General features: G+C 61.7%; 21 protein-coding genes. 12 read left to right on the forward strand and 9 right to left on the reverse strand.

The window, feature by feature from the left end:
* Positions 1–19: 19 nt before the first annotated feature.
* A complete protein-coding gene (locus tag IE166_RS18865; RefSeq protein WP_189507027.1) occupies positions 20–262 on the reverse strand; it encodes a WGR domain-containing protein in 243 nt (80 codons plus the stop codon).
* A gap of 240 nt (positions 263–502) precedes the next feature.
* Here IE166_RS18865 and IE166_RS18870 point away from each other — a divergent pair, with 240 nt between their 5' ends.
* A complete protein-coding gene (locus tag IE166_RS18870) occupies positions 503–2,662 on the forward strand; it encodes a TonB-dependent siderophore receptor (protein ID WP_189507029.1) in 2,160 nt (719 codons plus the stop codon).
* 80 nt (positions 2,663–2,742) lie between these two features.
* Here the strand turns inward: IE166_RS18870 and IE166_RS18875 are convergent, their stop codons facing one another.
* Positions 2,743–3,108: an ArsR/SmtB family transcription factor gene (locus tag IE166_RS18875; protein ID WP_189507240.1), complete on the reverse strand. Its 366-nt coding sequence runs from the start codon at positions 3,106–3,108 to the stop codon at positions 2,743–2,745.
* Positions 3,109–3,218: 110 nt separating this feature from the next.
* Here IE166_RS18875 and IE166_RS18880 point away from each other — a divergent pair, with 110 nt between their 5' ends.
* On the forward strand, positions 3,219–4,409 hold the full coding sequence (locus tag IE166_RS18880; RefSeq protein ID WP_189507031.1) for an MFS transporter: 1,191 nt from the start codon (positions 3,219–3,221) through the stop codon (positions 4,407–4,409).
* A gap of 12 nt (positions 4,410–4,421) precedes the next feature.
* Here IE166_RS18880 and IE166_RS18885 read toward each other — a convergent pair whose 3' ends face one another.
* Positions 4,422–4,859, reverse strand: coding sequence for an Lrp/AsnC family transcriptional regulator (locus IE166_RS18885; RefSeq protein WP_189507033.1), 438 nt, complete (start codon positions 4,857–4,859; stop codon positions 4,422–4,424).
* 115 nt (positions 4,860–4,974) lie between these two features.
* On the opposite strand from IE166_RS18885, the gene rocF reads away from it, so the two are divergent.
* Together rocF and IE166_RS18895 are read left to right on the forward strand one after the other, a co-directional pair.
* On the forward strand, positions 4,975–5,895 hold the full coding sequence (rocF, locus tag IE166_RS18890; protein ID WP_189507035.1) for an arginase: 921 nt from the start codon (positions 4,975–4,977) through the stop codon (positions 5,893–5,895).
* A complete protein-coding gene (locus IE166_RS18895) occupies positions 5,895–6,950 on the forward strand; it encodes an ornithine cyclodeaminase (RefSeq protein WP_189507037.1) in 1,056 nt (351 codons plus the stop codon). Before rocF ends, IE166_RS18895 begins: the two co-directional genes overlap by 1 nt.
* A gap of 115 nt (positions 6,951–7,065) precedes the next feature.
* On the opposite strand, the gene IE166_RS18900 is transcribed toward IE166_RS18895, so the two are convergent.
* Genes IE166_RS18900 through IE166_RS18915 form a run of 4 tightly spaced genes read right to left on the reverse strand, consistent with a single transcriptional unit; the run spans position 7,066 to position 10,071 of the window.
* Entirely contained in the window at positions 7,066–7,848 is a 783-nt protein-coding gene (locus IE166_RS18900; RefSeq protein ID WP_189507039.1) for an ABC transporter ATP-binding protein, read from the reverse strand.
* Positions 7,841–8,566: an ABC transporter permease gene (locus tag IE166_RS18905; RefSeq protein ID WP_189507041.1), complete on the reverse strand. Its 726-nt coding sequence runs from the start codon at positions 8,564–8,566 to the stop codon at positions 7,841–7,843. Before IE166_RS18905 ends, IE166_RS18900 begins: the two co-directional genes overlap by 8 nt.
* Entirely contained in the window at positions 8,566–9,288 is a 723-nt protein-coding gene (locus IE166_RS18910; RefSeq protein ID WP_189507043.1) for an ABC transporter permease, read from the reverse strand. The genes IE166_RS18905 and IE166_RS18910 overlap by 1 nt, the downstream gene beginning before the upstream one ends.
* A 33-nt stretch (positions 9,289–9,321) precedes the next feature.
* A complete protein-coding gene (locus tag IE166_RS18915; RefSeq protein ID WP_189507045.1) occupies positions 9,322–10,071 on the reverse strand; it encodes an SDR family NAD(P)-dependent oxidoreductase in 750 nt (249 codons plus the stop codon).
* 97 nt (positions 10,072–10,168) lie between these two features.
* Between IE166_RS18915 and IE166_RS18920 the strand changes: the two genes are divergently transcribed.
* The 4 genes from IE166_RS18920 (at position 10,169) to IE166_RS18935 (ending at position 13,608) form a co-directional block, all read left to right on the forward strand.
* Entirely contained in the window at positions 10,169–10,948 is a 780-nt protein-coding gene (locus IE166_RS18920) for an IclR family transcriptional regulator (RefSeq protein WP_244641591.1), read from the forward strand.
* Positions 10,932–11,702: an SDR family NAD(P)-dependent oxidoreductase gene (locus IE166_RS18925; protein ID WP_189507049.1), complete on the forward strand. Its 771-nt coding sequence runs from the start codon at positions 10,932–10,934 to the stop codon at positions 11,700–11,702. The genes IE166_RS18920 and IE166_RS18925 overlap by 17 nt, the downstream gene beginning before the upstream one ends.
* Positions 11,699–12,601 carry a polysaccharide deacetylase family protein gene (locus IE166_RS18930; RefSeq protein WP_189507051.1) on the forward strand — a complete coding sequence of 301 codons (903 nt, stop codon included), beginning with the start codon at positions 11,699–11,701 and terminating at the stop codon, positions 12,599–12,601. The genes IE166_RS18925 and IE166_RS18930 overlap by 4 nt, the downstream gene beginning before the upstream one ends.
* 167 nt (positions 12,602–12,768) lie before the next feature.
* Positions 12,769–13,608, forward strand: a complete 840-nt coding sequence (locus IE166_RS18935) for a transporter substrate-binding domain-containing protein (protein ID WP_189507053.1) — start codon at positions 12,769–12,771, stop codon at positions 13,606–13,608.
* A gap of 63 nt (positions 13,609–13,671) precedes the next feature.
* On the opposite strand, the gene IE166_RS18940 is transcribed toward IE166_RS18935, so the two are convergent.
* Positions 13,672–14,589, reverse strand: a complete 918-nt coding sequence (locus tag IE166_RS18940) for a LysR substrate-binding domain-containing protein (RefSeq protein ID WP_189507055.1) — start codon at positions 14,587–14,589, stop codon at positions 13,672–13,674.
* 107 nt (positions 14,590–14,696) lie between these two features.
* Between IE166_RS18940 and hglS the strand changes: the two genes are divergently transcribed.
* From hglS to IE166_RS18960, 4 genes are read left to right on the forward strand one after another with little or no spacing between them, the layout of a single operon-like run.
* Positions 14,697–16,091, forward strand: coding sequence for a 2-oxoadipate dioxygenase/decarboxylase HglS (hglS, locus tag IE166_RS18945; RefSeq protein WP_189507057.1), 1,395 nt, complete (start codon positions 14,697–14,699; stop codon positions 16,089–16,091).
* Between the two features lie 9 nt (positions 16,092–16,100).
* Positions 16,101–17,522, forward strand: coding sequence for an FAD-binding oxidoreductase (locus IE166_RS18950; RefSeq protein WP_189507059.1), 1,422 nt, complete (start codon positions 16,101–16,103; stop codon positions 17,520–17,522).
* Between the two features lie 29 nt (positions 17,523–17,551).
* Positions 17,552–19,084, forward strand: a complete 1,533-nt coding sequence (gene amaB, locus IE166_RS18955) for an L-piperidine-6-carboxylate dehydrogenase (protein WP_189507061.1) — start codon at positions 17,552–17,554, stop codon at positions 19,082–19,084.
* Positions 19,085–19,096: 12 nt separating this feature from the next.
* Positions 19,097–20,329 (forward strand): pyridoxal phosphate-dependent aminotransferase, encoded by a 1,233-nt coding sequence (locus IE166_RS18960; RefSeq protein WP_189507064.1) that lies wholly within the window; start codon positions 19,097–19,099, stop codon positions 20,327–20,329.
* Between the two features lie 80 nt (positions 20,330–20,409).
* On the opposite strand, the gene IE166_RS18965 is transcribed toward IE166_RS18960, so the two are convergent.
* Positions 20,410–22,794: a putative bifunctional diguanylate cyclase/phosphodiesterase gene (locus IE166_RS18965; protein ID WP_189507066.1), complete on the reverse strand. Its 2,385-nt coding sequence runs from the start codon at positions 22,792–22,794 to the stop codon at positions 20,410–20,412.
* Positions 22,795–22,948: the final 154 nt, after the last annotated feature.

Raw genomic sequence — 22,948 nt, forward strand, 5'->3', positions numbered from 1 at the left:
TTTCAGCAACAGACTGTCGTTACTTCGTGTAGCCCCGGCCGCGCTTGACACGCTCCAGTTTGGCAAACACGGTACGCGCAGCTTGGGGATTGTCGAAAGTCTGCATCATGGATTGCCCGCACGTGCCGATCCTGCCCCAATTTCGGACCAGCGATACTTCGCCAAACAAGGTCGGCTGGATCGTCAGCTGATAGAAGCGCCGCATGTTGCGTGTGGGATCGACGCGGTTGAGGTGCAAGGCTTGGTTGTCGAGGTCTGTCATGGCGGAAGAGTCGCTTCTGGAAGGACTCGCGTCCAACGCGTTCTTTGAATCGATCCGCCGTCAAAGATTCAGGTCGCTGATGATTGACCACTCCAAGTGCGGCTTCTGTCATGAGCCTGTCATTTGTTGCTTTCGGGTCACGCGGCGATGACATTGATGGATAGGCATTTAAACTGGACTAGTCGCCTCATGTAATCTCGCCTAGTGGTTGCAGCATCATCGCTTCGCAGGGGATCTCACATGCTTTCACGTCGGTGGCTGACTGGCGCCAGCTTCGTCGCACTTGCTTCGGTTTTGGCTGCAACGCCGGCTTGGTCGCAGGCGGTGCAGCTTGAAACCGTTGTGGTTCAGGGCGAAGGCGGCGCCGGCAACGGTACGGGCACCTCGGCGGTTGAAGGCTATGTCGCGGACGAAACCCGCACGGGTTCCAAGACCGACACGCCGATCGAGGAGATCCCGCAGGCCGTATCAGTTCTGGGTCGCGAGGAAATCGACGATCGCGGCGCGCAGAAGGTCGATGAAGCCCTGCGCTATACGGCTGGCGTTTTCACGCAGCCATTCGGCGCCGACAGCGATACGAACTGGATCTACATCCGCGGCTTTGACGCCACGCAGACCGGCACCTATCAGGACGGATTGCAGCTACAGAGCTACGCGTTCGGCGCTTACTTCATCGACAGCTTCCTGCTGGAGCGCATCGAGACCCTGAAGGGGCCGGCATCGGCGATCTACGGTTCGAGCAATCCGGGTGGCATCGTCAACTACGTGTCGAAGCGTCCGAATGGCGAGACCTTCAAGACGATCGAAGCCGGCATCGACACGAACGGCACGGGCTATGTCGGCTTCGACGCCGGCGGCTCGTTCAGCGAAGCGGTGGATTATCGCCTCGTCGGCCGCTTGTTTGGCGGCAACGGCTACACGGATTTCGAGGAACAGTTCCGTGGCGTGATTTCGCCAAGCATCACCTGGTCGCCAGATGCGGCAACCAGCCTGACGGTGCTGGCCAATTACACCCACATGGATCTCACTCACAGCGGCGGCACCTTCCTGCCTTATGTCGGCACCGTGGTGGACGCGCCTTATGGCAAGATCAGCCGCGACGCCAATTTTACCGAGCCGGACATTGACGATTACGATCGCCAGCAGGCCTCGATCGGCTATGAATTCGCGCATACCTTCGACAACAACTGGACCTTCCGCCAGAATGCGCGGATCGGCGTTGCCAGCATCGAGGAAGCGTATCTCTATCCGAACGGTTACGCCGATCTCGCGGCCGGCGAGCTCGCCCGCGTCAACTTCAGCCACGACACGGACATCAACTCGCAGCTGATCGACAACCAGATCGAAGGCGCGGTGAAGACCGGTGAACTCGATCATACGCTGCTCGGCGGCTTCGAGTACAAGCGCTTCAACATCGACCAGATTCAGTCGTCGGCCTTATTCGGCACCACGACGCCGATCAGCGCATTCGATCCGATCTATGGCGTGCCGCAGCCAAGCGGTCCGGTGTCCTACATCAACCAGGATCTAACGCAGCAGCAGGTCGGCTTTTATGCGCAGGACCAGATCCGCTTCGGCGGCGGCTGGCTGGCGACGCTGAACGGCCGTTACGACCATGTCTGGACCGAAACGGAAAATCGCCCGAACTTCTACGGCCTCACCGAAGATGCGGAGCGTGACAGCGGCGAGTGGACGGGCCGCGCGGGCCTGGCCTACGAGTTTGAGAACGGCATCGTGCCTTATGCCAGCGTTGCGAGCTTCTTCAACCCGGTGATCGGCACGACCGGGGACGGCGCGCTGTTCAAGCCGGAAACGGGCGAGCAGTATGAAGTCGGCGTGAAGTACAAGCCGACAAGCTTCGACGGCCTGTTCACAGTCGCTCTGTTTGACCTGACGCGTCAGAATGTGCCGACCACCGATCCAACGAACATCTTCGCCCAGGTTCAGACCGGCGAAATCCGCTCGCGCGGCATCGAGCTGGAAGGCAAGGTCAACCTGAACGACAACTGGCGCCTGACCGCGGCCTTCACGACGATGGATCTGGAAGTCACCAAGGACACCGATGCGACGATCGTCGGCAATCAGCCGTTCTTGATCCCGGAAACCCAGGCTTCTGCCTTTGTGGACTACACCTTCACGCAAGGCGCGCTGACGGGCCTTAGCTTAGGTGGCGGCGTGCGCTTCGTGGGCTCGTCCTATGCCGACCGCGCCAACACACTGAAAGTGCCGGACGTGACGCTGGCCGATGCGCGCATTGGTTACACCAAGGACAATTGGAGCGCGGACGTCACGGTGTCCAACCTGTTCGACGAGAAGTTCGTGTCGGGCTGCCAGGGCGAACTGGTTTGCTCTTACGGCGAAGGCCGCAAGGCGCTGTTCAAGATCAGCTCCACCTGGTGACACGCCGGTCGGAGCGATGCTCCGCAGGATGATCTAACGAATGGAAACATGCCCTGGCTTCGGCCGGGGCTTTTCTTTTGTCAGGTCGCGGCGTTTTGAGTTTCGAGATCCAAAAGCACGGTTTCAACGGACGGAAGATTGATTGCGGTCGCGATGATGCTGTCGAGGACCCCGGGAAAGCGGTTGTCCAGATCCTCGCGCCGCAGCGACACCCGGCGCTTTGTGCCTTCAATCCGCACGTTGATGACGCCCGCTTCGCGCAGCTTTCCGACGTGGTAGGTCAGGTTGGTCTTGGAGGTAAGCGGTGCAAACTGCCCGCAGACCAGACCTTCCGCCGCTTCCGTCCGCGCCAGACAGCCGATGATCGCCAGGCGGGTTTCGTCGCCCAGGGCTGCGAGAACGTTGGGAAGGAAGATTTGATCGGGATCGGGATGGGGAAGGCTCATGGGGGAGACATAGCGTGTCGCGAAGCTTAGTTCAATAAGTCTTGAACATCCGCTTGACAGGTTCAGGCTGATGTTCAATTGTCCAACGATCATTGAACAAAGGAATGATCGTGGACATACGGCTAATCTGGCTCGCGGTGGGCACTTTCGCGATCGGCGTTGAAAGCTTCGCCATTTCCAGCATCCTGCCGCAGATCGCGGATGCCACGCATGTGTCGGTGACGAAGGCCGGCTATCTCGTGATCGCCTTCTCGCTCGCCAATGCCTTCGGGGCGCCGGTGCTGGCTGCGCTGACGGGAACGGCGGATCGGCGGCTCATCTTGACGGTGACCGCTTTGCTGTTTGCCGGCTGCGCGGCCTGGGCGGGGCTGGCCGACAGCTATCTTGAACTGATGGCGGGGCGCGTGCTGATGGCGTTCTGCGCCGGTCTTTATACGGCAACGGCGCAGGCGACCGGCGTGGCAATCTCCAAGCCCGATCATCGCGGCCGTGCGATTTCCGTGATCGTTGGCGGCACGACGATGGCGGTGGCGTTCGGCGCGCCCTTGGGTGCCTTCGTGGCTGGGACGGTCGGATGGCGGGGCAATTATGCGCTGGTAACCGCCTTTGCGGTAATCGCTGCTGTCGCCATCTGGATCATGCTGCCGAAAGGTTTGCGCGGAACGCAGCTGTCGCTGCGCGAGCGCGTTTCGGCTGTGACAATCCCCGGCGTTCCGTCAGCCTTGCTGATGACCTTGCTGTATATGGCGGGTGCTTTCACCGTCGTCATCTATCTCGCGGTGATCACAACCGGTTCCATCGGATTGTCGCGCGAGCTGGTGCCTGCCGTTCTGCTGACTTTTGGGATCGGGGCAGCGCTCGGCAATCCCGTCGGCGGGCAGCTTGCCGACCGGATCGGAGCGCGGAGGACGGTTGCCGGAGCCGTGGTGTTGAACGGGTTTCTGCTCGCCTGCCTGTCGCTTGTGCCTTATCTGCCAGCACCGGCAATCACACCGAGCTTCTTCGTGCTGATGCTTCTGTGGGGAGCATCCGGCTGGGCCTTCGCGCCCGCGCAATCCAGCCGGCTGGTTGGACTCGCACCGACCAGCGCGCCGCTGCTGCTTTCGCTGAATGCGTCCGCCCTTTACCTCGGCATCGCCGCGGGTGCGCTGACCGGCGGCCTCGTTTTGCGATACGGTACGCCAGGCGATCTCGGCTGGATTGGCGCGATGTTTCCCTTGGCTGTGCTGGCGGTCATGGCGACCTCGGCAGCAGGGCGGCGGAGTTCAGTGCGGACGCCGGCGGTTGCGAGCCCGCGCTGAGCCGGCGCTAGTTCAAAGCCGCGCTTTCGTGCTGCGCGGTGTCGCGAGGAGCAGGTTGGTTTCGCTGGCGATGATGCCAGGCAACAAGCGGATGCGACGCAGCACATTGTCGAAGTCGGCGAGCGTCGCCGCGCTAAGTTCCACGATCAGGTCCCAGCGGCCGTTGGTCGTGTGGATCTCCGAAATTTCGAGAAAGCCGCCGAGCGCCGAGATGACGCGCTCGGTGACGCGGCCTTCGATCTCGATCATCATGATGCCGCGCACCGGCAGATCGACGGTGTCGGCGCGCAGGATCACCGTGTAGCCGACAATGCTGCCGCTCTTTTCCAGGTTTTCCACCCGCGCCCGCGCCGTGGCGCGCGATACGCCAAGTTCGCTTGCCAGATCGGAAATGCTGCGCCGCGCATTGTGGCGCAAAAGGGTGATCAGTCGCTGATTGAGCGCATCCATGCCATATCGTTTGTTGAAGCTGCCAAAATGATAGGTTTAACTATGTAATCTGACAAATCAATCTATTCGAACTGCCGATCACCCATGGCCTATTGCGGGGCATAGGAGATCACGTATGCGTTGCAGATTAATAGGCGTCCCGCTTCAGGACGGTAATTCCCATCGGGGTTGCGAGATGGGGCCGAGCGCGTATCGCACGGCCGGTCTCGTGGAAGTTCTGGCCGAGCTCGGCCATGAGGTCACCGACCTCGGCAATGTCACGCTGCCGCACACGGAAGCAAAGACGCACCCCAATTCCGCTGTTCATCATCTGCCGGAAATTGCCGGCTGGACCGAGGTTCTGACGGATGTCGCTTATCGCCAAAGCGCTGATGGCATGCCGATTTTCCTCGGCGGCGATCATGCGCTATCGGCCGGCACCGTCGCCGGTGTTGCGCGGCGTGCAGCGGAACAGAGCCGACCACTGTTCGTGCTGTGGCTTGATGCCCATACCGATTTCCACACGCTGGAAACCACCGACAGCGGCAATCTGCACGGCGTGCCGATGGCCTATCTGACCGGCCGTCCCGGCTTCGCCGACTATTTCCCGCCGAACGCGCATCCGGTTGACCCCGCCAATGTCTGCATGATCGGCATTCGCAGCGTGGATCCGGCCGAACGCGCCGCCCTCGCTGACAGCCCGATCACCGTGGTCGATATGCGCTCCATCGATGAGCACGGCATCGCCGCGCCTTTGCGCCAGTTCATCGAGCGGGTGGAAGCGGCCAATGGTCTGCTTCATGTCAGCCTGGACGTGGACTTCCTCGAGCCGGACATCGCACCGGCGGTCGGCACCACGGTGCCCGGCGGCGCCACCTTCCGCGAAGCGCACCTCGTGATGGAGATGCTGCATGACAGCGGACTCGTTTCCAGCCTCGATCTCGTTGAACTCAATCCCTTCCTCGATGTGCGCGGCCGTACCGCACGGCTGATGGTCGACCTGACCGCCAGCCTGATGGGTCGCCGGGTCTTGGACCGTCCAACCAGGAGCTATTGATGCCTGCGCTCGAAAATCTGAACCTCGTTCCCTTCGTCAGCGTCGAGAAGATGATGGATCTCGTGCTTGCCACGGGAACCGAAACCTTCCTTACCGAACTCGCCGCTTACATCGAGGAAGATTTCCGCCGCTGGGAAAGCTTCGACAAGGTCGCCCGCGTGGCGGCGCATTCGATCGACGGCGTGATCGAGCTGATGCCGGCGAGCGACGGCCGGTTGTACGGCTTCAAATATGTCAACGGTCACCCCAAGAACACCAAGACGGGCCGCCAGACCGTAACGGCTTTCGGCGTGCTCGCTGATGTGGATACCGGCTATCCGCTCCTGTTGTCCGAAATGACCATCCTGACCGCGCTGCGCACGGCGGCGACGTCCGCCGTTGCTGCAAAATATCTGGCGCCGAACGGTTCGCGGCGGATGGCGATCATCGGCAATGGCGCGCAAAGCGAGTTCCAGGCGCTGGCCTTCAAGGCGCTGCTCGGCATCGACAATCTGCGCCTCTACGACCTCGACCCGTCCGCCACGCAGCGCTGCAAGACCAATCTGGAACGCTTCGGGTTCCACATCGAGGCCTGTTCTTCCGCCGAACAGGCGGTGGAAGGCGCTGATATCGTCACCACCGTCACGGCTGACAAGCAGAACGCCACGATCCTCACCGACAACATGATCGGCGCGGGTCTGCACATCAACGCGGTCGGCGGCGATTGCCCGGGCAAGACGGAGCTGCATCGCGACATCCTGCTGCGCTCGGACATCTTCGTGGAGTTTCCGCCGCAAACGCGCATCGAAGGCGAGATCCAGCAACTGCCGGCCGATCATGCGGTTACGGAGTTGTGGGACGTCATCGTCGGCAATGCGCAGGGCCGCCGGTCCGATCGGCAGATCACGCTGTTCGACAGCGTCGGCTTTGCCACCGAGGACTTCTCGGCGCTGCGCTATGTCCGCGATAAGATCGCCGGCACCGCCTTCTTCGACAATCTCGACCTGTTGGCCGATCCGGACGAGCCTCGGGACCTTTTTGGCATGCTGCTGCGGCGGCAGGCGGCCCAAGGCTGACGAACGAAGGCTGACAAAACGAAAGGGGAGGGCGCAAGCGTCCTCCCCTTTTTTCGTTTTATCTCACTGTCGCCGAGCGATCAGCGACACGGCAGTGCCGCTTGGGCTTCGTTCGTCAGTGATTGTGCGCCGTGGCGATGAATTGGCGGAAGCGCTCGGACTTCGGATTGGCAAAGGTTTCTTTGGCCGGACCGTCTTCCTCGATACGACCCTGATGCAGGAAGATGACGCGGCTGGCGACTTCACGCGCGAAAGCCATTTCGTGGGTCACGACCAGCATGGTGCGCCCTTCTTCCGCCAGGGCGCGGATGACCTTGAGCACCTCGCCGACCCGTTCGGGATCAAGCGCGGAGGTCGGCTCGTCGAACAGCATGACATCGGGATGCATGGCGAGTGCCCGTGCGATCGCCGCGCGCTGCTGCTGTCCGCCCGAGAGATGGGCGGGATAGGCGTCGATCTTGTCGGCTATGCCGACCTTGTCGAGTAGCGCCTTGGCTTCGGCGATGCAGTCGCTGCGATGGCGGCCCTGAACATGGATCGGGGCTTCGATCAGGTTCTGCTCGATCGTCATATGCGACCAGAGATTGAAGCTCTGGAACACCATGGCGACGCGGGTGCGGATGCGGTCGATCTGCTTCTGGTCGGCAATGGCCGGGCCATTGCGCGTCACTTTCAGGCGAATGGCCTCGCCATTGATCGCGACTTCGCCTGCGGTCGGCAGTTCGAGCATGTTGATGCAACGCAGCATCGTGCTCTTGCCCGATCCCGACGAACCGAGGATCGCGATGACCTCGCCCTTCTGCGCTTCGAGAGAAATGCCTTTCAGCACTTCTAGCGCGCCGAAATGCTTGTGGATGTCGCGCAGCGACACGACGGGCTGGGAAGAATGGTCAGGCATGAGCAGGTTCCAGCTTGGCAGCCACGATCCGTGGGCGGCGAAGATGCGGCGTCAGCCACCAGTCGAGGAGGGCGATGACGCGCGTAAGGATGAAGTTGATGGCCAGATAAATGACGCCGGCGGCGATGAACACTTCCACCGGGCGATAGCTCTCGGAGATCAGCTTGGCCGCGATCCCTGTGACTTCCATCAAGGTGATGGTGGAGGTGAGCGACGTTGCCTTCACCATCAGGATCAGCTCATTGCCATAGCCTGGCAAGGCGCGGCGGATTGCAATCGGCAAGATGATGCGGCGGTAAAGGCGCAGGCCCGACATGCCGTAAGCGCGCGCCGTTTCGATCTCGCGCACTGGCACCGAGCGCAAGCCGCCGCGCAGGATCTCACTGGCATAGGCCGAGCTGTTGAGCGCCAGCGCCAGGATCGAACACCAGTAAGGATCGCGCAGGAACTGCCACAGACCGAGGCTCTGCAAGGTCGGGCGGAACTGGCCGAGCCCGTAATAGATCAGGAAGATCTGCACGAGCAGCGGCGTGCCGCGCAGAACGAAGACGTAGAAGCCGGCGATCTGGTCGAGAACCGGGATCTTCCTCGTGCGGATGATGGCGATCAGCACGGCCAGCACGGAGGCGATGAGAAAGGCGACGGCTGCAAGCTTCAGAGTGAGCGGAATGCCGCCCAGAAGCTGCAAAAAGGTTTGGCCGATGAAGGCGAAATCCATCAGGCCGCTCCTTCCAGACGCACGCCGCGCGCCGTCCGCTTTTCCAGATACTGGAACAGATGCTGCGAGATCCAGGCAATGACGAGGAAGATGGCGCCGGCGATCAGGAAGAACTCGAAGGGCCGGCGGGTTGAGCCCGCGGCGATCTGCGACTGGCGCAACAGTTCCACCAGGCCGGTGACGGAGATCAGGGCCGACTCCTTCAAGGCCATCTGCCAGATATTGCCGATGCCCGGCAAAGCGTGCTGGACAACCTGCGGCGCGATGATGCGGCGAAACAGAAGGAAGCGGCTCATGCCGACGGAACGGCCGGCTTCGATCTCGCCGGGGAGAAGCGAGCGAAAGGCACCGCGAAAGACTTCGGCCTGATAAGCGCCGGACACGACGCCGATCGCGGCCGCACCCGCAACGAAGGCCGGTATGCCGACGAACCCTTCGCTGCCGAAGGCTGCCGCGACATTGGTCACCAGCAGGCTGCCGCCGAAATAGAAGAGATAGACCACGAGAAGATCGGGAATGCCGCGCAGCACCGTCGTGTAGGTGTCGGAGCCAACGCGGAATGCCAGATTGCCGGCAAGCCGCGCCCAGGCGAGCAGGCCGCCGATCACGGTGCCGAGCAGGAAGCCGCAAAGCGCGACTGCCACGGTCATGCCGGCCGCACTCACGAGGGATCGGCCCCATCCATCGGGGCCGAAGCTCAACAAACCAAAGAACTCTGCCATTCCCTGCCTTCTTGTTTTAGCCGGTTCAGGCGGTCAGATGTTGAATTGGAACCCGTCCACGGTCAGCGCCTGACCGGTCATGAAGCAGGGTTCGGAGGTCGCAAGGAAGGTCACGAGGCGGGCGACGTCATCGGCGGTGCCGAGACGGCCGAGCGCGATGCCCTTCTTGGTTTCTTCCTCGCGTGCCGTGAAGTCGGTGTCGATCTCGGTCTGGATCACGCCGGGGCAGATCGCGTTGATGGCGATGTGCGGTCCGAGTTCCTTGGCAAGCGAGCGGGTCATGCCGAGAATGCCGGCCTTGGCCGCGGCGTAAGCAAAGCGGCTGACGGCCTGCGTGACGCCGCCGGTGAAGGCGTTCAGCGATGAGATCGAAACGATGCGGCCGCCGCCATTGCGGATCATGTGCGGCGCGGTGTGCTGGATATAGTTGAAGCAGCTCTTCAGGTTGATCGCGATGGCGCGGTCGAACTGGTCTTCGGTGATGTCGAGGATGCTTTCAGGCGCGGAACGGCCGGCATTGTTCAAAAGGAAGTCGACGCGGTCGAACTGCGCGACCGTTGCTTCCACGATCTCGCCGGCCCGCGCATGGCTCGCCACATCCGCCACGAAGCCGACTGCCTTGATGCCGAGTTCTTCGCAAAGGGCGGTTGTTTCGCTCAGCTCTTTTTCAAGCAGATCCACCAAAGCGAGGTTGTAGCCGGCGCGGGCGAGATCCAGTGCGCAGGCCTTGCCGATGCCGCGAGCCGCACCCGTGACGATCGCGACCTTCGTGCCTTCCATCATGTTACTTCCGATCCTTTTCAATCGGCCGCAATGATGATATGTCCAAGCCAAATTCTTCAATAAGAATATGGTTCACATACAAGAACAGAACTCAGAGGTGAAATCGGCGGTTCGGGTGTTGGAAATCCTCGAACTGCTGGCCCGTTCACCAAAGCCGCTGACGCTGAAGATGATCGTATCCGAACTTGGTTATCCCAAGAGCAGCACCTTCAATCTTCTGGCGACCCTTGTTGCGCGCGCTTATGTCGTCCGCAACGATGGCGAGGCCTACGCCATCCACGAAGCCTTCCGGAACGGTCCGGGCTGGGCGGGCGGCGGCGAAGCGTCGCTGATCGCCGTAGCCGCGCCGATCATGGATGCCCTGCGCGACCGGCATGAGGAAACCGTGTTCCTCGGCGCGCGGCGCAAGGATGGGCGGGTGAAGATCCTCGCCAAAAGCGTCAGCAACCAGTCCATCCGCTTCGATTCCGATTTGACGGGCTCCGACCCGGCCTTTTGCACCGCCATGGGCCGCGTGCTTCTGGCGCATTGGGTGCCGGAAAAGGTCGCGGCCTATCTTGCCAAGGAGCGGATCGTGCAGATCACGCCGCAAACGGTGATCGACCGTGTTCAGCTGCGCCGCATCGTCGAACAAACGCGCGAGGACGGTTTCGCGATCAGCGACGAGGAAGCCGTCGTTGGCGGATCGGGCGTGGCGGCGCCGGTGCGCGACGCGAGCGGCGAGGTGGTCGCGGCACTCAACATGGCGACGGTTTCGACCCGCTTTGCCGCACGTCGCGAAAGCATGATCGAGGCGGTGGTTCAGTCGGCCGAGGAACTCAGCCAGCGACTTGGCTACCGAACAGCGGACAAGGGCAGGAATGGACATCCAGTTTGAAGGAAAGCGCGTTCTCGTAACGGGAGCAGCGCAAGGCATTGGGCGTGCGATCTGCGCGGCCTTTGCGCAAGAGGGCGCGGACGTCACGGCGAGCGACGTCAACGAGGCGGCGCTTGCCGAGGTAACGTCGGTCGTGCCGGCGCGGGGCGGCGCGGTGACAACCGTGCTGCTCGACGTCATCGATGAGGCTGGACTGGCGGCATTCGCTGCGCAGGAAGAAGCGCGCGGCGGGTTCGACATCTTCGTGCATGTTGCCGGTGGTGTGCTCGGCCAGCGCGCCAAGCCGGTGGAAGAGGTTCCGGCGGAAGACTGGGACAAGATCTACGGCGTCAATGTGCGCGGCGCGTTTCTTGTCGCAAAGGCGCTCGTGCCCGGTATGAAGAAGCGCGGCGCGGGCAAGATGGTGTTCATCTCGAGCGGCGCCGGTCTCGGCGTTAGCCTGACGGGCATCCAGGCCTATGCCAGCGCGAAGGCAGCGCTCATCGGTTTGACCCGTCAGCTTGGTCATGAACTCGGACCCTTCGGCATCAACGTCAATTCGGTTGCGCCCGGCTTCCTGCCGACGAGCCCAGATTACGAACGGCAGTGGGCCTCTTATGGGGAGGCCGGGCAGAAGGCGATGCTGGAAGAAATCCCACTGCGCCGCATCGGCGTACCGGAAGACCTGTCCAACGCCGTTCTGTTTTTGGCCTCCCCCTTCGCCAGCTATATCAGTGGCCAGACCTTGTCGGTCAGCGGAGGACCGAAGCCATGAGCGCCGATACAACGGTTCTGCCGACCTGGACCTGGCCGGAAGAGCGGCTTCAAACCATACTCAACCGCGCTCGTGCCGGACGCGCGCTGAAGCCAGAGAGCTGGCCGGGCGGCGCGCGCTGTGCGGTGGCGCTGTCCTTCGATTCCGATCACGACACATTCGAGCTACGCGATGGCGGCCGCTCCATTTCTGCGCTGTCGCAGGGCCAGTTTGGCCCGCGCCAGGGCGTGCCGCGCATCAAGGCGCTATTGGCGCGCAACAGCATTCCGGCGACCTTCTTCGTGCCGGCAGTATCTGCGATCCATTACCCGGACGAGCAACGCGGCCTTGTGGCGGATGGCCACGAGATTGCCCTGCATGGCTGGATTCACGAGCGCAACACCCTTCTCGATGCCGATACGGAGCGCGATCTGGCGTTGAAGGCTGCCGACACGCTGGAAGCGATCACCGGCGAACGTCCGATCGGCATCCGCACACCGTCCTGGGACTTCAGCGACGCAACCCTCGCGATCTCGGCCGAGATGGGGCTGCTCTATGATTCCTCGCTCATGGCGGATGTGGATTGCTACGAACTGCTCATGGATGGTCAGCCCTCCGGCGTCATCGAGCTGCCTGTGGAATGGATTCGCGACGATGCCGCTTACCTTGTTATGGATCGCTGGGGCGGGTTGCGGCCTCAGATCGCACCGCATGACATCCTCAAGATCTTCATGCGGGAGTTCGATGCGGCTTATCAGGAAGGCGGCATCTTTCAGCTGACCATGCATCCCGACATCATCGGCCATCGCTCGCGCCTGTGGATCCTGGAGGAGCTGATTGCGCATATTCGGGGCCACGAGGGGATCTGGTTCGCGAGCCATGCCGACGTCGTCAGACATGCGAAAACAGCATGCAGCTGACAGGAATGTACCTGTCAGTGAACGCAATTCACATATGAGAACGAAGTTCCGCTTTTCAGCTGCGCGGCGACACGGCAGGTTCTGATCCGAAGAGCGGCGAAAATCGTCCGCTCAGGGGAAAGAACAACGTCTGGCGGCACGCTATTGCCGCCCAGAGGAGAAATGGAATGAACAAGACAATCACTGTTCTCGCAGCCTGCGCGCTGTCGGCTTTGACCTTTGCTGGTGCCGCCAGCGCCAAGGAATGGAAGACCGTCAATGTGGGTGTGGAAGGCGCATTTCCGCCTTTCAACGCAACGGCGCCAAACGGCCAGCTCGAAGGTCTCGACCTCGACGTCATCAACGAAGTCTGCAAGCGTGCAAAGCTCGAATGCAACATCGTCGCGCAGGATTGGGACAGCCAGATCCCGTCACTGGTTGCCGGTAAGTTCGACGTGATACTGACGGCGGGACCGAACCCGGAGCGCCGCAAGACGATTGACTTTTCCGATCCCTACGTGATTACGCCCAACACCTTCCTCGCTGCAGCCGATGGTCCGCTGGCCAAGCTGCCGCATGATGGCGAGAGCCTGTCGAGCGAAACGGAAGAAGGCAAGGCGGCGCTTGCCGAGATCAAGGAAGCCGTGAAGGGGCTGACGCTGGGTGGTTCGCTGTCCACCAGCCAGCTGCAATTCGTTGAGGAGAACTTCGGTGACGCGGTCGAAGTTCGTTCATACAAATCCTCGGAACAGGTGCTTCTCGATCTCGAAGCCGGTCGTCTCGACGCTCAGTATGATAACGTCGTCTTTGCGCGCGATCGTGCGGAAAAGAGCAATGGTGCGCTCAAGATCAGCGGACCCCTGCTGGTCGGCGGCATTCAGGCCACAAATGTCTGCCTTGGTGTTCGCAAAGAAGACGGCGAGCTGAAGGAAATCCTGAACAAGGCGCTGGCCGAACTAAAGAGCGACGGCACCTTGGCCAAGATCTCGGAAAAGTGGTTCAAGCTGGATCTCAGCCCGAAGGGTTGATCCTCCGGAACACGATTGAAAAAGCGGGGCCGAGGCTCCGCTTTTTTGTTTTAAGAAGACCGCTCAGTTCGCGCTGCTGCTGACCTGTCCGAGCAGCCAGTCGGTGAACTGCTGCGCCAGCGGCAGGGTCTGCTTGGCCTCTGGCGTGACGACGTAATAGCTGTTTTCGGTTTGCAGCGGCAGGTCGACGACGACTTGAAGCGCGCCGGTCCGCAACTCCGTTTCGATCAGGTAGCGCGGCACCAGCGCATAACCCATGCCGGCGATCGCGGCCTCGATGATCATGGAAAACTGGTCGAGACGGTGGCCGCGAAAGGCCGTGCGCGCTTCGACGCCTGCCATAGCGAACCACTGCGACCAGAGTTTTGGACGGGTGGCCAGTTGCAACAGCGGCTGCTCGGCAAGGGCTGCTGCCGTCATGGTACCCTCAGGTCGTGGGGACGAATCCAGAAGGGTGCGGCTGGCGACCGGGATGATCGTTTCGCTGCACAGATAGATCGCGTTCGCGCGCGCCCAGACTGGCTGGCCATAATGGATTGCGAGGTCGAAATCTTGTTCCTCGAAATCGAAGGGCTCGGAGCGTGACCCGATGTTGAGCACTACGCCCGGATGACCCTCTATGAAATTCGGCAAGCGAGGGCTCAGCCAGCGGCTGCCGAAGGTGGGCAGCGTGGCAACGCTCAGCGTCTGCCTTGCATCGGCGGAGGCCATGGCGCGCAGCATCGTGGTTTCGCTTTGATGCAGGAGCTTACGGGCTTCTGGCAGGAAGCGCTTGCCGTCATCAGACAGAACCACGCGCTGGCGGACCCTCTCGAAAAGCAGCGTGCCGAGATGCTGTTCGAGATCCTTAACCTGACGGCTGACGGCGCTTTGCGTCAGGCTGAGTTCCTGGGCCGCACGCGTGAAGCTGCCATGCCGCGCGGCGCATTCGAAAGCCTGCAGGGCACCGAGGTCCGGAAGATAGCGTCTAGCGAGGTTCATGCGCGTTTCGCATCAAGTCAGTCGATTCAATCGTGAGCAAGGCGTGTGTTCGCCTGTTATGATCCCGATCCTGTATCAACCACATTCTTGCCGGATGAGGAAGCCAGATGGGTCAACACGTTGCCGCCAGCGAGATCCGCGCCGGTTTTTCCGCCGCGATGTCTGCGATGTACCGCACGGAAGTTCCGGCCTACGGCACGTTGATGGAACTGGTTGCCGAGGTGAACGGGAAAGTTCTGGCGGCAGACCCGGCCTTGCGTGACAGCCTCGATGCCACGAACTCGCTCGACCGCATCTCAGAAGAGCGTCACGGCGCGATCCGCTTGGGAACGCCGGCCGAGCTCGCGATGATGCGCCGCGTGTTTGCGGTGATGGGCATGTTCCCGGTCGGCTACTACGATCTGTCGGAGGCCGGCGTGCCGGTTCATTCCACGGCGTTCCGCCCGGTTGGCGAGGACGCGCTGTCGATCAATCCGTTTCGCGTCTTCACCTCGCTGCTGCGGCTGGACCTGATTGCCGACGAAACCTTGCGAGCCGAGGCCGAGGCCATCCTGAACAAGCGTCAAATCTTCACCGATGAGGCTGTCGCGCTCGTGGAAAAGGCCGAGAAGAACGGTGGCCTCGACAAGGCCGATGCCGACCGCTTCGTGGAGCAGGTGCTGGAAACCTTTCGCTGGCATGACAAGGCCAATGTGTCTGAAGACATGTATCACCGCCTGCACGATGCGCATCGCCTGATTGCCGATGTGGTGTCATTCAAGGGTCCGCACATCAACCATCTGACGCCGCGCACGCTCGACATCGACGCCGTGCAGGACCTCATGCCGTCGCGCGCTATCGCGCCGAAGGCGATCGTGGAAGGACCGCCGACGCGTGTTTGCCCGATCCTGCTGCGGCAGACATCGTTCAAGGCGCTGGAAGAGCCGGTGTCGTTCCGCTCGGAAGACGGGTCCTGGAAGTCCGGCTCGCATACCGCGCGCTTCGGCGAGATCGAGCAGCGCGGCGTTGCGCTGACGCCGAAGGGCAGAGCGCTTTATGATCAGCTGCTCACCGAAACGCGTAGCAAGGTGCGTCCTGCTGCCGATGGGTCGAATGCGGATGCCTATGTCGCAGCCTTGGGCGAGACCTTCGAGCAGTTCCCGGATGACTGGGCGGGCATCCGAGCGGCGGGCCTTGGCTACTTCACCTATTCGCTGACCGCAGCGGGTGAAAAGTCGGCGCCGCGGCCTGATGCGGATATCGAGGCTTTGGTTGCCGAAGGCTTGGTGCGCTTCGACCCGATCACCTATGAAGACTTTCTGCCAGTCAGTGCAGCCGGTATCTTCCAGTCCAACCTTGGAGACGATGCGGCGCAGGAGTTTCAGGCGAGCCCGAACCAGATGCGCTTCGAAGCCGATCTCGGCGCGGCCGTGCTCAACGAGTTCGACCATTACGCGGCGATCGAGCAAGCCTCGCTCGACAGCTGTCTGGCGGCTCTTGGCAAGTTGGAGGCGGCGGAATAAGCCGGAGGGATGATCGCCTCCACCCATCATACCGCGCTGGCCGACTTGATCGGCGCAGAGAACGTGCTTGTCGAAGCCGGCGATCGTGCCGGCTATGAAACGGGTGCGCGCTATGATCGCGGGGAGGCCGCGCTGGTCCTGCGTCCGCGCGATACGGAGCAGGTCTCTTTGGCGGTGGCCTATTGCGTGCGCAACGGCATCGCGATCGTGCCGCAGTCCGGCAATACGGGTGTGGTTTCAGGCTCGACGCCGGATGCAAGCGGCGATCAGGTGGTGCTCAGCCTCGATCGGCTGACGAAGACCTTTGCGCTCGATGTCGAGAACCGGTCGCTGCATGTCGATGCGGGCTTTCGCCTTTCCGATATCAACGGGCGCTTGGAAGAGCACGGCTTGCAGTTCCCGATCGATCTTGGCGCCGATCCTGGCATCGGCGGCATGCTTTCGACGAACACAGGCGGATCGCGCTTTCTGAAGTTCGGCGACGTCCGCCGCAACGTGCTGGGCATCAAGGTGGTGCTGGCCGACGAGCACGGCACGGTGCTCGATCTCCTGTCAGGCTTGCGCAAGAACAACACCGGCGTTGACTGGAAGCAGGTCTTTATCGGCACCTCGGGCGCTTTCGGCATCATCACGGAATGCGAGATCAACTTGGAAGCCTTGCCGCGCCAGATCGCGACCGCGCTTCTGGTGCCGCGCGATGGCAAGGCCGTGATGCCGCTTCTGGCGGCGATGGAACGGCGGCTGGGAGGCTACCTTTCGGCCTTCGAGGGCATGTCCCGCAACGCGGTGGAAGCGACGCTGGCGCATGTGCCGTCCCTTCGCAATCCATTTCAGAACGGCGTCGTGCCGGATTACGTCATCCTGACCGAAGTCAGCCGTGACTGGGATTTGCGCGAGGGCGAACAGGCGCTGGATGCGGTGCTGGAAAGCGTGTTGGCTGAAATCTGGGAGCTGGATGGCGCGCCGCTTCTCGACGCCTTCGTCGGTCCCGCTCAGGAAATGTGGGCGCTGCGCCATGCTTTGTCGGAAGGGGTGAAGCATCGCGGCCGGCTGGTTGGGTTCGACCTCAGCTTCCGCCGCCAGGATGTGATTGCCTTCTGCGACTGGATGAAGGACGCGCTACCTGCCAAGTTTCCGGGCGTCCTGATCTGCGACTTCGGCCATATCGGCGATGGCGGCGTGCACTTCAATCTGGTGTTCGATAGGGGTGCTCACCACGACGCCGAGGTCGAAACCGCGCTACGCGAATGGGTCTATGCCGTTGCGGTCGAACAGTTCGGCGGCAGCTTTTCGGCCGAACACGGCATCGGCCGCAAGAACCAGATGTTCTACGATCTTTACACCGATGCGACGCGTCGCACGCTTGCCGATGGCTTGAAAGCCATCACCTCGCCCGCCCAACTCGGCGCGGTCCGCTTCGGATCGGCCTGACCCATCAACGAAAATCAGGGAGCATTTTCATGGACACGCAATCGACGGAAAAGAGCGTTTCAACTGAAACCAGGGCGCTGCTTGCCAAGCTGGGCGTCGCCGACACGGCCGTTTCGGGTGGCACGATGGCATCCTTCACGCCTGTGACCGGCGAGAAGATCGCCGATTTGCCGGTGCACAGCGCAGCCGATGCCGGCGCGATCATCGAGCGGGCCGCAAACGCGTTCCGCGACTGGCGTCTGGTGCCGGCGCCCAAGCGCGGCGAGCTGATCCGCCTGCTGGGCGAAGAGCTGCGCGCTTCCAAGGCCGATCTCGGCCGCCTCGTTTCGATCGAAGCCGGTAAGATCCCATCCGAAGGTCTCGGCGAAGTTCAGGAGATGATCGACATCTGCGACTTCGCCGTCGGCCTGTCGCGCCAGCTTTACGGTTTGACCATCGCAACCGAGCGTCCGGGTCACCGCATGATGGAAACCTGGCACCCGCTCGGCGTCGTCGGCGTGATCTCCGCCTTCAACTTCCCCGTTGCTGTCTGGTCCTGGAACACCGCGCTGGCGATCGTTGCCGGCAACACCGTCGTCTGGAAGCCGTCGGAAAAGACGCCGCTGACGGCACTGGCCTGCCAGGCGATCTTCGACCGTGCGATCAAGCGCTTCGGCGATGCGCCGGCCGACATTTCGCAGGTGCTGGTCGGCGACCGCTCGATTGGCGAAGTGCTGGTCGATCATCCGAAGGTGGCTCTGGTTTCGGCGACCGGTTCGACCCGCATGGGCCGCGAGGTTGGTCCGCGTTTGGCAAAGCGCTTCGCTCGTTCGATCCTCGAACTCGGCGGTAACAATGCGGGCATCGTCTGCCCATCGGCCGATCTTGACATGGCGCTTCGCGCGATCGCTTTCGGTGCGATGGGCACGGCCGGTCAGCGCTGCACCACGCTGCGCCGCCTGTTCGTTCACGCGGATGTCTATGACAAGCTCCTGCCGCGCTTGAAGAAGGCCTATGAGAGCGTGTCGGTCGGCAGCCCGCTGGAAACCAGCGCACTGGTCGGCCCGTTGATCGACAAGGCAGCGTTCGAGGGCATGCAGAAGGCGATCGAAACGGCCAAGGCAATCGGCGGTCAGGTGACCGGCGGTGACCGCGTTGATACGGGTGCGGCCGAGGCCTATTACGTCAAGCCGGCTTTGATCGAGATGCCGGATCATGCCGGCCCGATGCTGGAAGAAACCTTCGCGCCGATCCTTTACGTCGTGAAGTACACCGAGTTCGACGAAGCCTTGCGCATGCATAATGATGTCGGCGCCGGTCTTTCCTCGTCGATCTTCACCCTGAACATGCAGGAATCCGAGCGCTTTTTGGCCGTTGACGGGTCGGATTGCGGCATTGCGAACGTCAATATCGGCACGTCCGGTGCGGAAATCGGCGGTGCGTTCGGCGGTGAAAAGGAAACCGGCGGCGGTCGTGAGAGCGGTTCGGATGCGTGGAAAGCCTATATGCGCCGCGCCACCAACACCGTGAACTATTCGAAGGCTCTGCCGCTGGCGCAGGGCGTTTCGTTCGACATCGAGTAAGCGGCGGTTTCGATGAACGCTCCTACTCCCGTTGAAGAGGCCGGCTTCGCGCCGGCCTCGCGCATCGCCCGGATCGACGTGTCGGAGATCGTGCGCATCGGCGCGCGGGCTCAGGCGCTGAAGCGCGAAGGCAAGCCGATCATCATTCTGGGTGCCGGCGAACCGGACTTCGACACGCCGCACTTCGTCAAGCAAGGCGCGGTCGAAGCCATTATGGCCGGCGACACGAAATACACCGCGCTCGATGGCACGCCCGCCCTCAAGCAGGCAATTCAGGCCAAGTTTTCGCGCGAGAACAATGTCGATTACGTGCTGGACGAGATCACGGTTGCGACCGGCGCCAAGCAGATCCTGTTTAACGCCATGATGGCGTCGCTCAATGCGGGCGATGAGGTGGTGATCCCGACGCCGTATTGGACATCCTATTCCGATATCGTGCAGATCGCCGAAGGCGTGCCGGTGCTTGTCACCTGTACGGCCGAAGCTGGGTTCCGGCTGACCGCCGAACAGCTGGACGCGGCAATTACGCCAAAGACGAAGTGGGTGCTGCTGAACTCGCCGTCCAACCCATCGGGTGCGGCTTATAGCGAAGCGGACTACCGGCCGCTGCTCGACGTTCTCTTGCGCCATCCGCAGGTCATGCTGCTCGTCGACGACATGTATGAGCACATCACCTATGACGACTTCCGCTTCGTCACGCCCGCCGCGATAGAGCCGCGCTTGAAGAACCGCACGCTGACGGTCAATGGCGTGTCCAAGGCCTATGCCATGACCGGCTGGCGCATCGGCTATGCCGGTGGACCCAAGGCGCTGATCAAGGCGATGTCGGTGGTGCAGAGCCAGGCAACGTCGTGTCCGTCATCTGTCAGCCAGGCGGCATCGGTAGCCGCTCTGAACGGCGACCAGTCGTTCCTCCAAGAGCGCAAAGCCAGCTTCCAGCGCCGTCGCGATCTGGTTGTAGCAGGCCTGAATGCGATCGAAGGTATTACCTGCCGGGTGCCGGAAGGCGCGTTCTATACGTTCTCCGGCTGTGCCGGGTTGTTAGGCCGAAAGACTGCGGATGGACGGGTGATCGCAACAGACTCCGACTTCTGCAACTACCTGCTGAGCGATGCGCATGTCGCGGTGGTGCCGGGCTCTGCCTTTGGCTTGTCGCCCTTCTTCCGCATCTCCTATGCAACGTCGGAGGCGGAACTCACCGAAGCCTTGTCGCGCATCGCAAGGGCGTGTGAGGCGTTGACGTAACACGGGAGCCTCGCTGCTGATTGGCAGCGAGGTTCCACCTCCTGCAATTGGCGCCAGAAGAGGTCAGCCTGGCTGCTTGATCAGGCTGCGGCAATCATGGACCGCTTTGTCTTGATGAAGCGCTGCTCGAACTCGGCGGCCGGCATCGGCGCTCCGAACAGGTAGCCTTGTCCTTCCGCGGCATAGTTCTGCATGAAGCGAGCCTGCGCGTTTGTTTCGATCCCCTCCGCAATAACAGTGAGACCGCAGCCTTCCGCCATGCGCGCGATGGCGTCGACGATGGCTTGGTCCTTGGGATCGTGCTCGACATTGCGGACGAAGGACTGATCGACCTTCAAGCGGTCAATCTGCATGCGCTTCAGCATGGTCAGTGAGGCAAAGCCGGTGCCGAAATCGTCGAACGCGACGAAGAGCCCGAGTTTGCGCAGCCGCGCAAGATGATCGAGCGTCATGACCTCGTTCTGCAACACGATGTTTTCGGTGACTTCCAGTTCAAGCGCAGAGGCAGGCAAGCCGCTTGCAGCCAGGACATGCTCCACGCGCGACACGAAGTCCGGCGAGCGGAGTTGGGCTGGAAACAGGTTTACGCCGATGCGAAAATTGCCTTTGCCTGCTTTGCGCCAGCTTGCAGCCTGACGGCATGCAGTCTGCAGGATCCAGTCGCCGACCGGAACAGCCAGCGAGCTTGTTTCCAAGACAGGCAGAAAAGCTGCAGGAGACACCACGCCCGCTTCTGGATCATTGTAGCGGATCAGCGCTTCGGCACCTACAAGCGCATTGTCTGACAGCCTGACCTGGGGCTGATAGTAGAGCTCGAAGTGACCTTCTTCCCAGGCTGTTCGCATCGCGCTGGACAACCGGCCCCGCTCGTCGGCCGCCGCCCGCAATTCGCTAGTGAACAACCGAACGCGGCCCTTGCCTTTGGCCTTGGCGTCATAAAGGGCGAGGTCGGCATTATCGAGGATCTGGATCGAGCTTGACCCCCGATGCTGGGAGCGTTTTGCGCCGACGCTGGCTGAGACATAAACAACCTGATCGCCGACGGGGATCGGTTCTTCCACGGCCTTGATGAGCTTCAGGCCGAGCATTTCGGCACGTGCCGCATCGATGTCATCGCGTATGAGGATGGCAAATTCATCGCCGCCCAACCGAGCAACGACCATCCCGGTATCGACATTCTTCTTCAAACGATCGGCGACAATCTTTAACACGACATCGCCGCCATGGTGCCCGAAGGCATCGTTGACGCTCTTGAAGCCATCAAGGTCGAGAAGCAGAACGGCAAAGTCCTTGCTGTTTCCGGAAGCCTCTTCCTGGATCGAGACGGCAAGGAGATCAAGGAAGCGGGTGCGGTTCGCCAGGCCGGTCAGATGATCAGTGAAGGCCAGTGTGCGGATCTGGCTCTCGCTACGCAGTCGTTCGCGTTGGTCGCGGAATGCCAAAACCGTTTGTTGCCTTGCACCGAGGCCTACCTGCCTGCTGATGACACGGACCGGCACAATATCGCCTGTTGCGGCAACGAGGGTAGCATCCGCTTCCTCGCCGTCGAGCGCAGCAGAAAGATCGAGCGCGGGTACAAGCGTCCTGAGGGTTGATCCGGCAAGATCTTGCTGGTGATAACCGCTCAAGCGTTGAAGCGTGTCATTAACAGACACGATCGTATCGCCATCGCAAATCGCGAGGCCTTCCAGAGCGAGGTTAGCCAGTTCTCCAAGACGCTGGCGTTCGCGCCGCAGTGTCGCCTGCGCATGCAGGGTCATGCGCAAGCCGGCAACTGCAACGCCGAAAACGCCGATGCTTACGGCGGCAACGATCGGGGCTAGAACGTCAGGGTGGGCAGTCAGCGGCGGAAACTCCACCGTGGGATCGATGGTGAAGCTGAGCGCGGCCATGCCGGTCAAGTGCAGCACGGCAATTGCCAGAAGGAGCAGCGGTGCGCCCAGAAGCCTGACCCGCTTGTTCCGCTCTCCCGACACAGTCAGCGACAAAGCGAAGATCGGCAGGCTGCCGAGGATTGAGGCGGTTACCAGGCCAGCGTCGTAAGTGACTTGGCCCCGGACGACGTAAGCGTGTTGCCCAAGGTAATGCAGCGCGACAATGCCGAGACCAAGAACGAACCCGCCTGCGAGACGCCGCTGTCGCCTGTGCTGCCCGATCGAGACGAGCATGCCGGCGCCGATTCCAATAATGGCCGCTATCAGCGAAATGCCGGTGCCAATCAGCTCGAACCCGGCCTGCATTCCGGGTAGGAAGGCGAGCAGCGCGATCATATGCGTTGCCCAGGCGGTACAACCGGCGGTGATGATAGCGGTGAGGGCGAGGATTGCTCGCCGGCGGCCCTGCGAACGCCCGGCGTGATTGGCCACGGAGAAAGAGCCGTAAACACCGATCGTGCAGACCAAGGCGGCGATGATCAGCGAATAGCCGTCGTGCGCCTGCTGAATACATGTGATGACGGTCTGCATCCGGCCTCCTGCCGGGGCGGACACTCCCGCAATGAGATTAAGTTTGAGTTCCAGATCAACCGGCGATTTTAGCCTTTTGCTTATCCAGGTTGTCGCGCATGGCGGACCGCATGTGACCAGTCGGAAAGAACAGGCGGATAATTTTTGCCGCTTG

Origin of the sequence: Tianweitania populi (genome assembly GCF_014652875.1) — a bacterium.
Classification (GTDB): domain Bacteria; phylum Pseudomonadota; class Alphaproteobacteria; order Rhizobiales; family Rhizobiaceae; genus Tianweitania; species Tianweitania populi.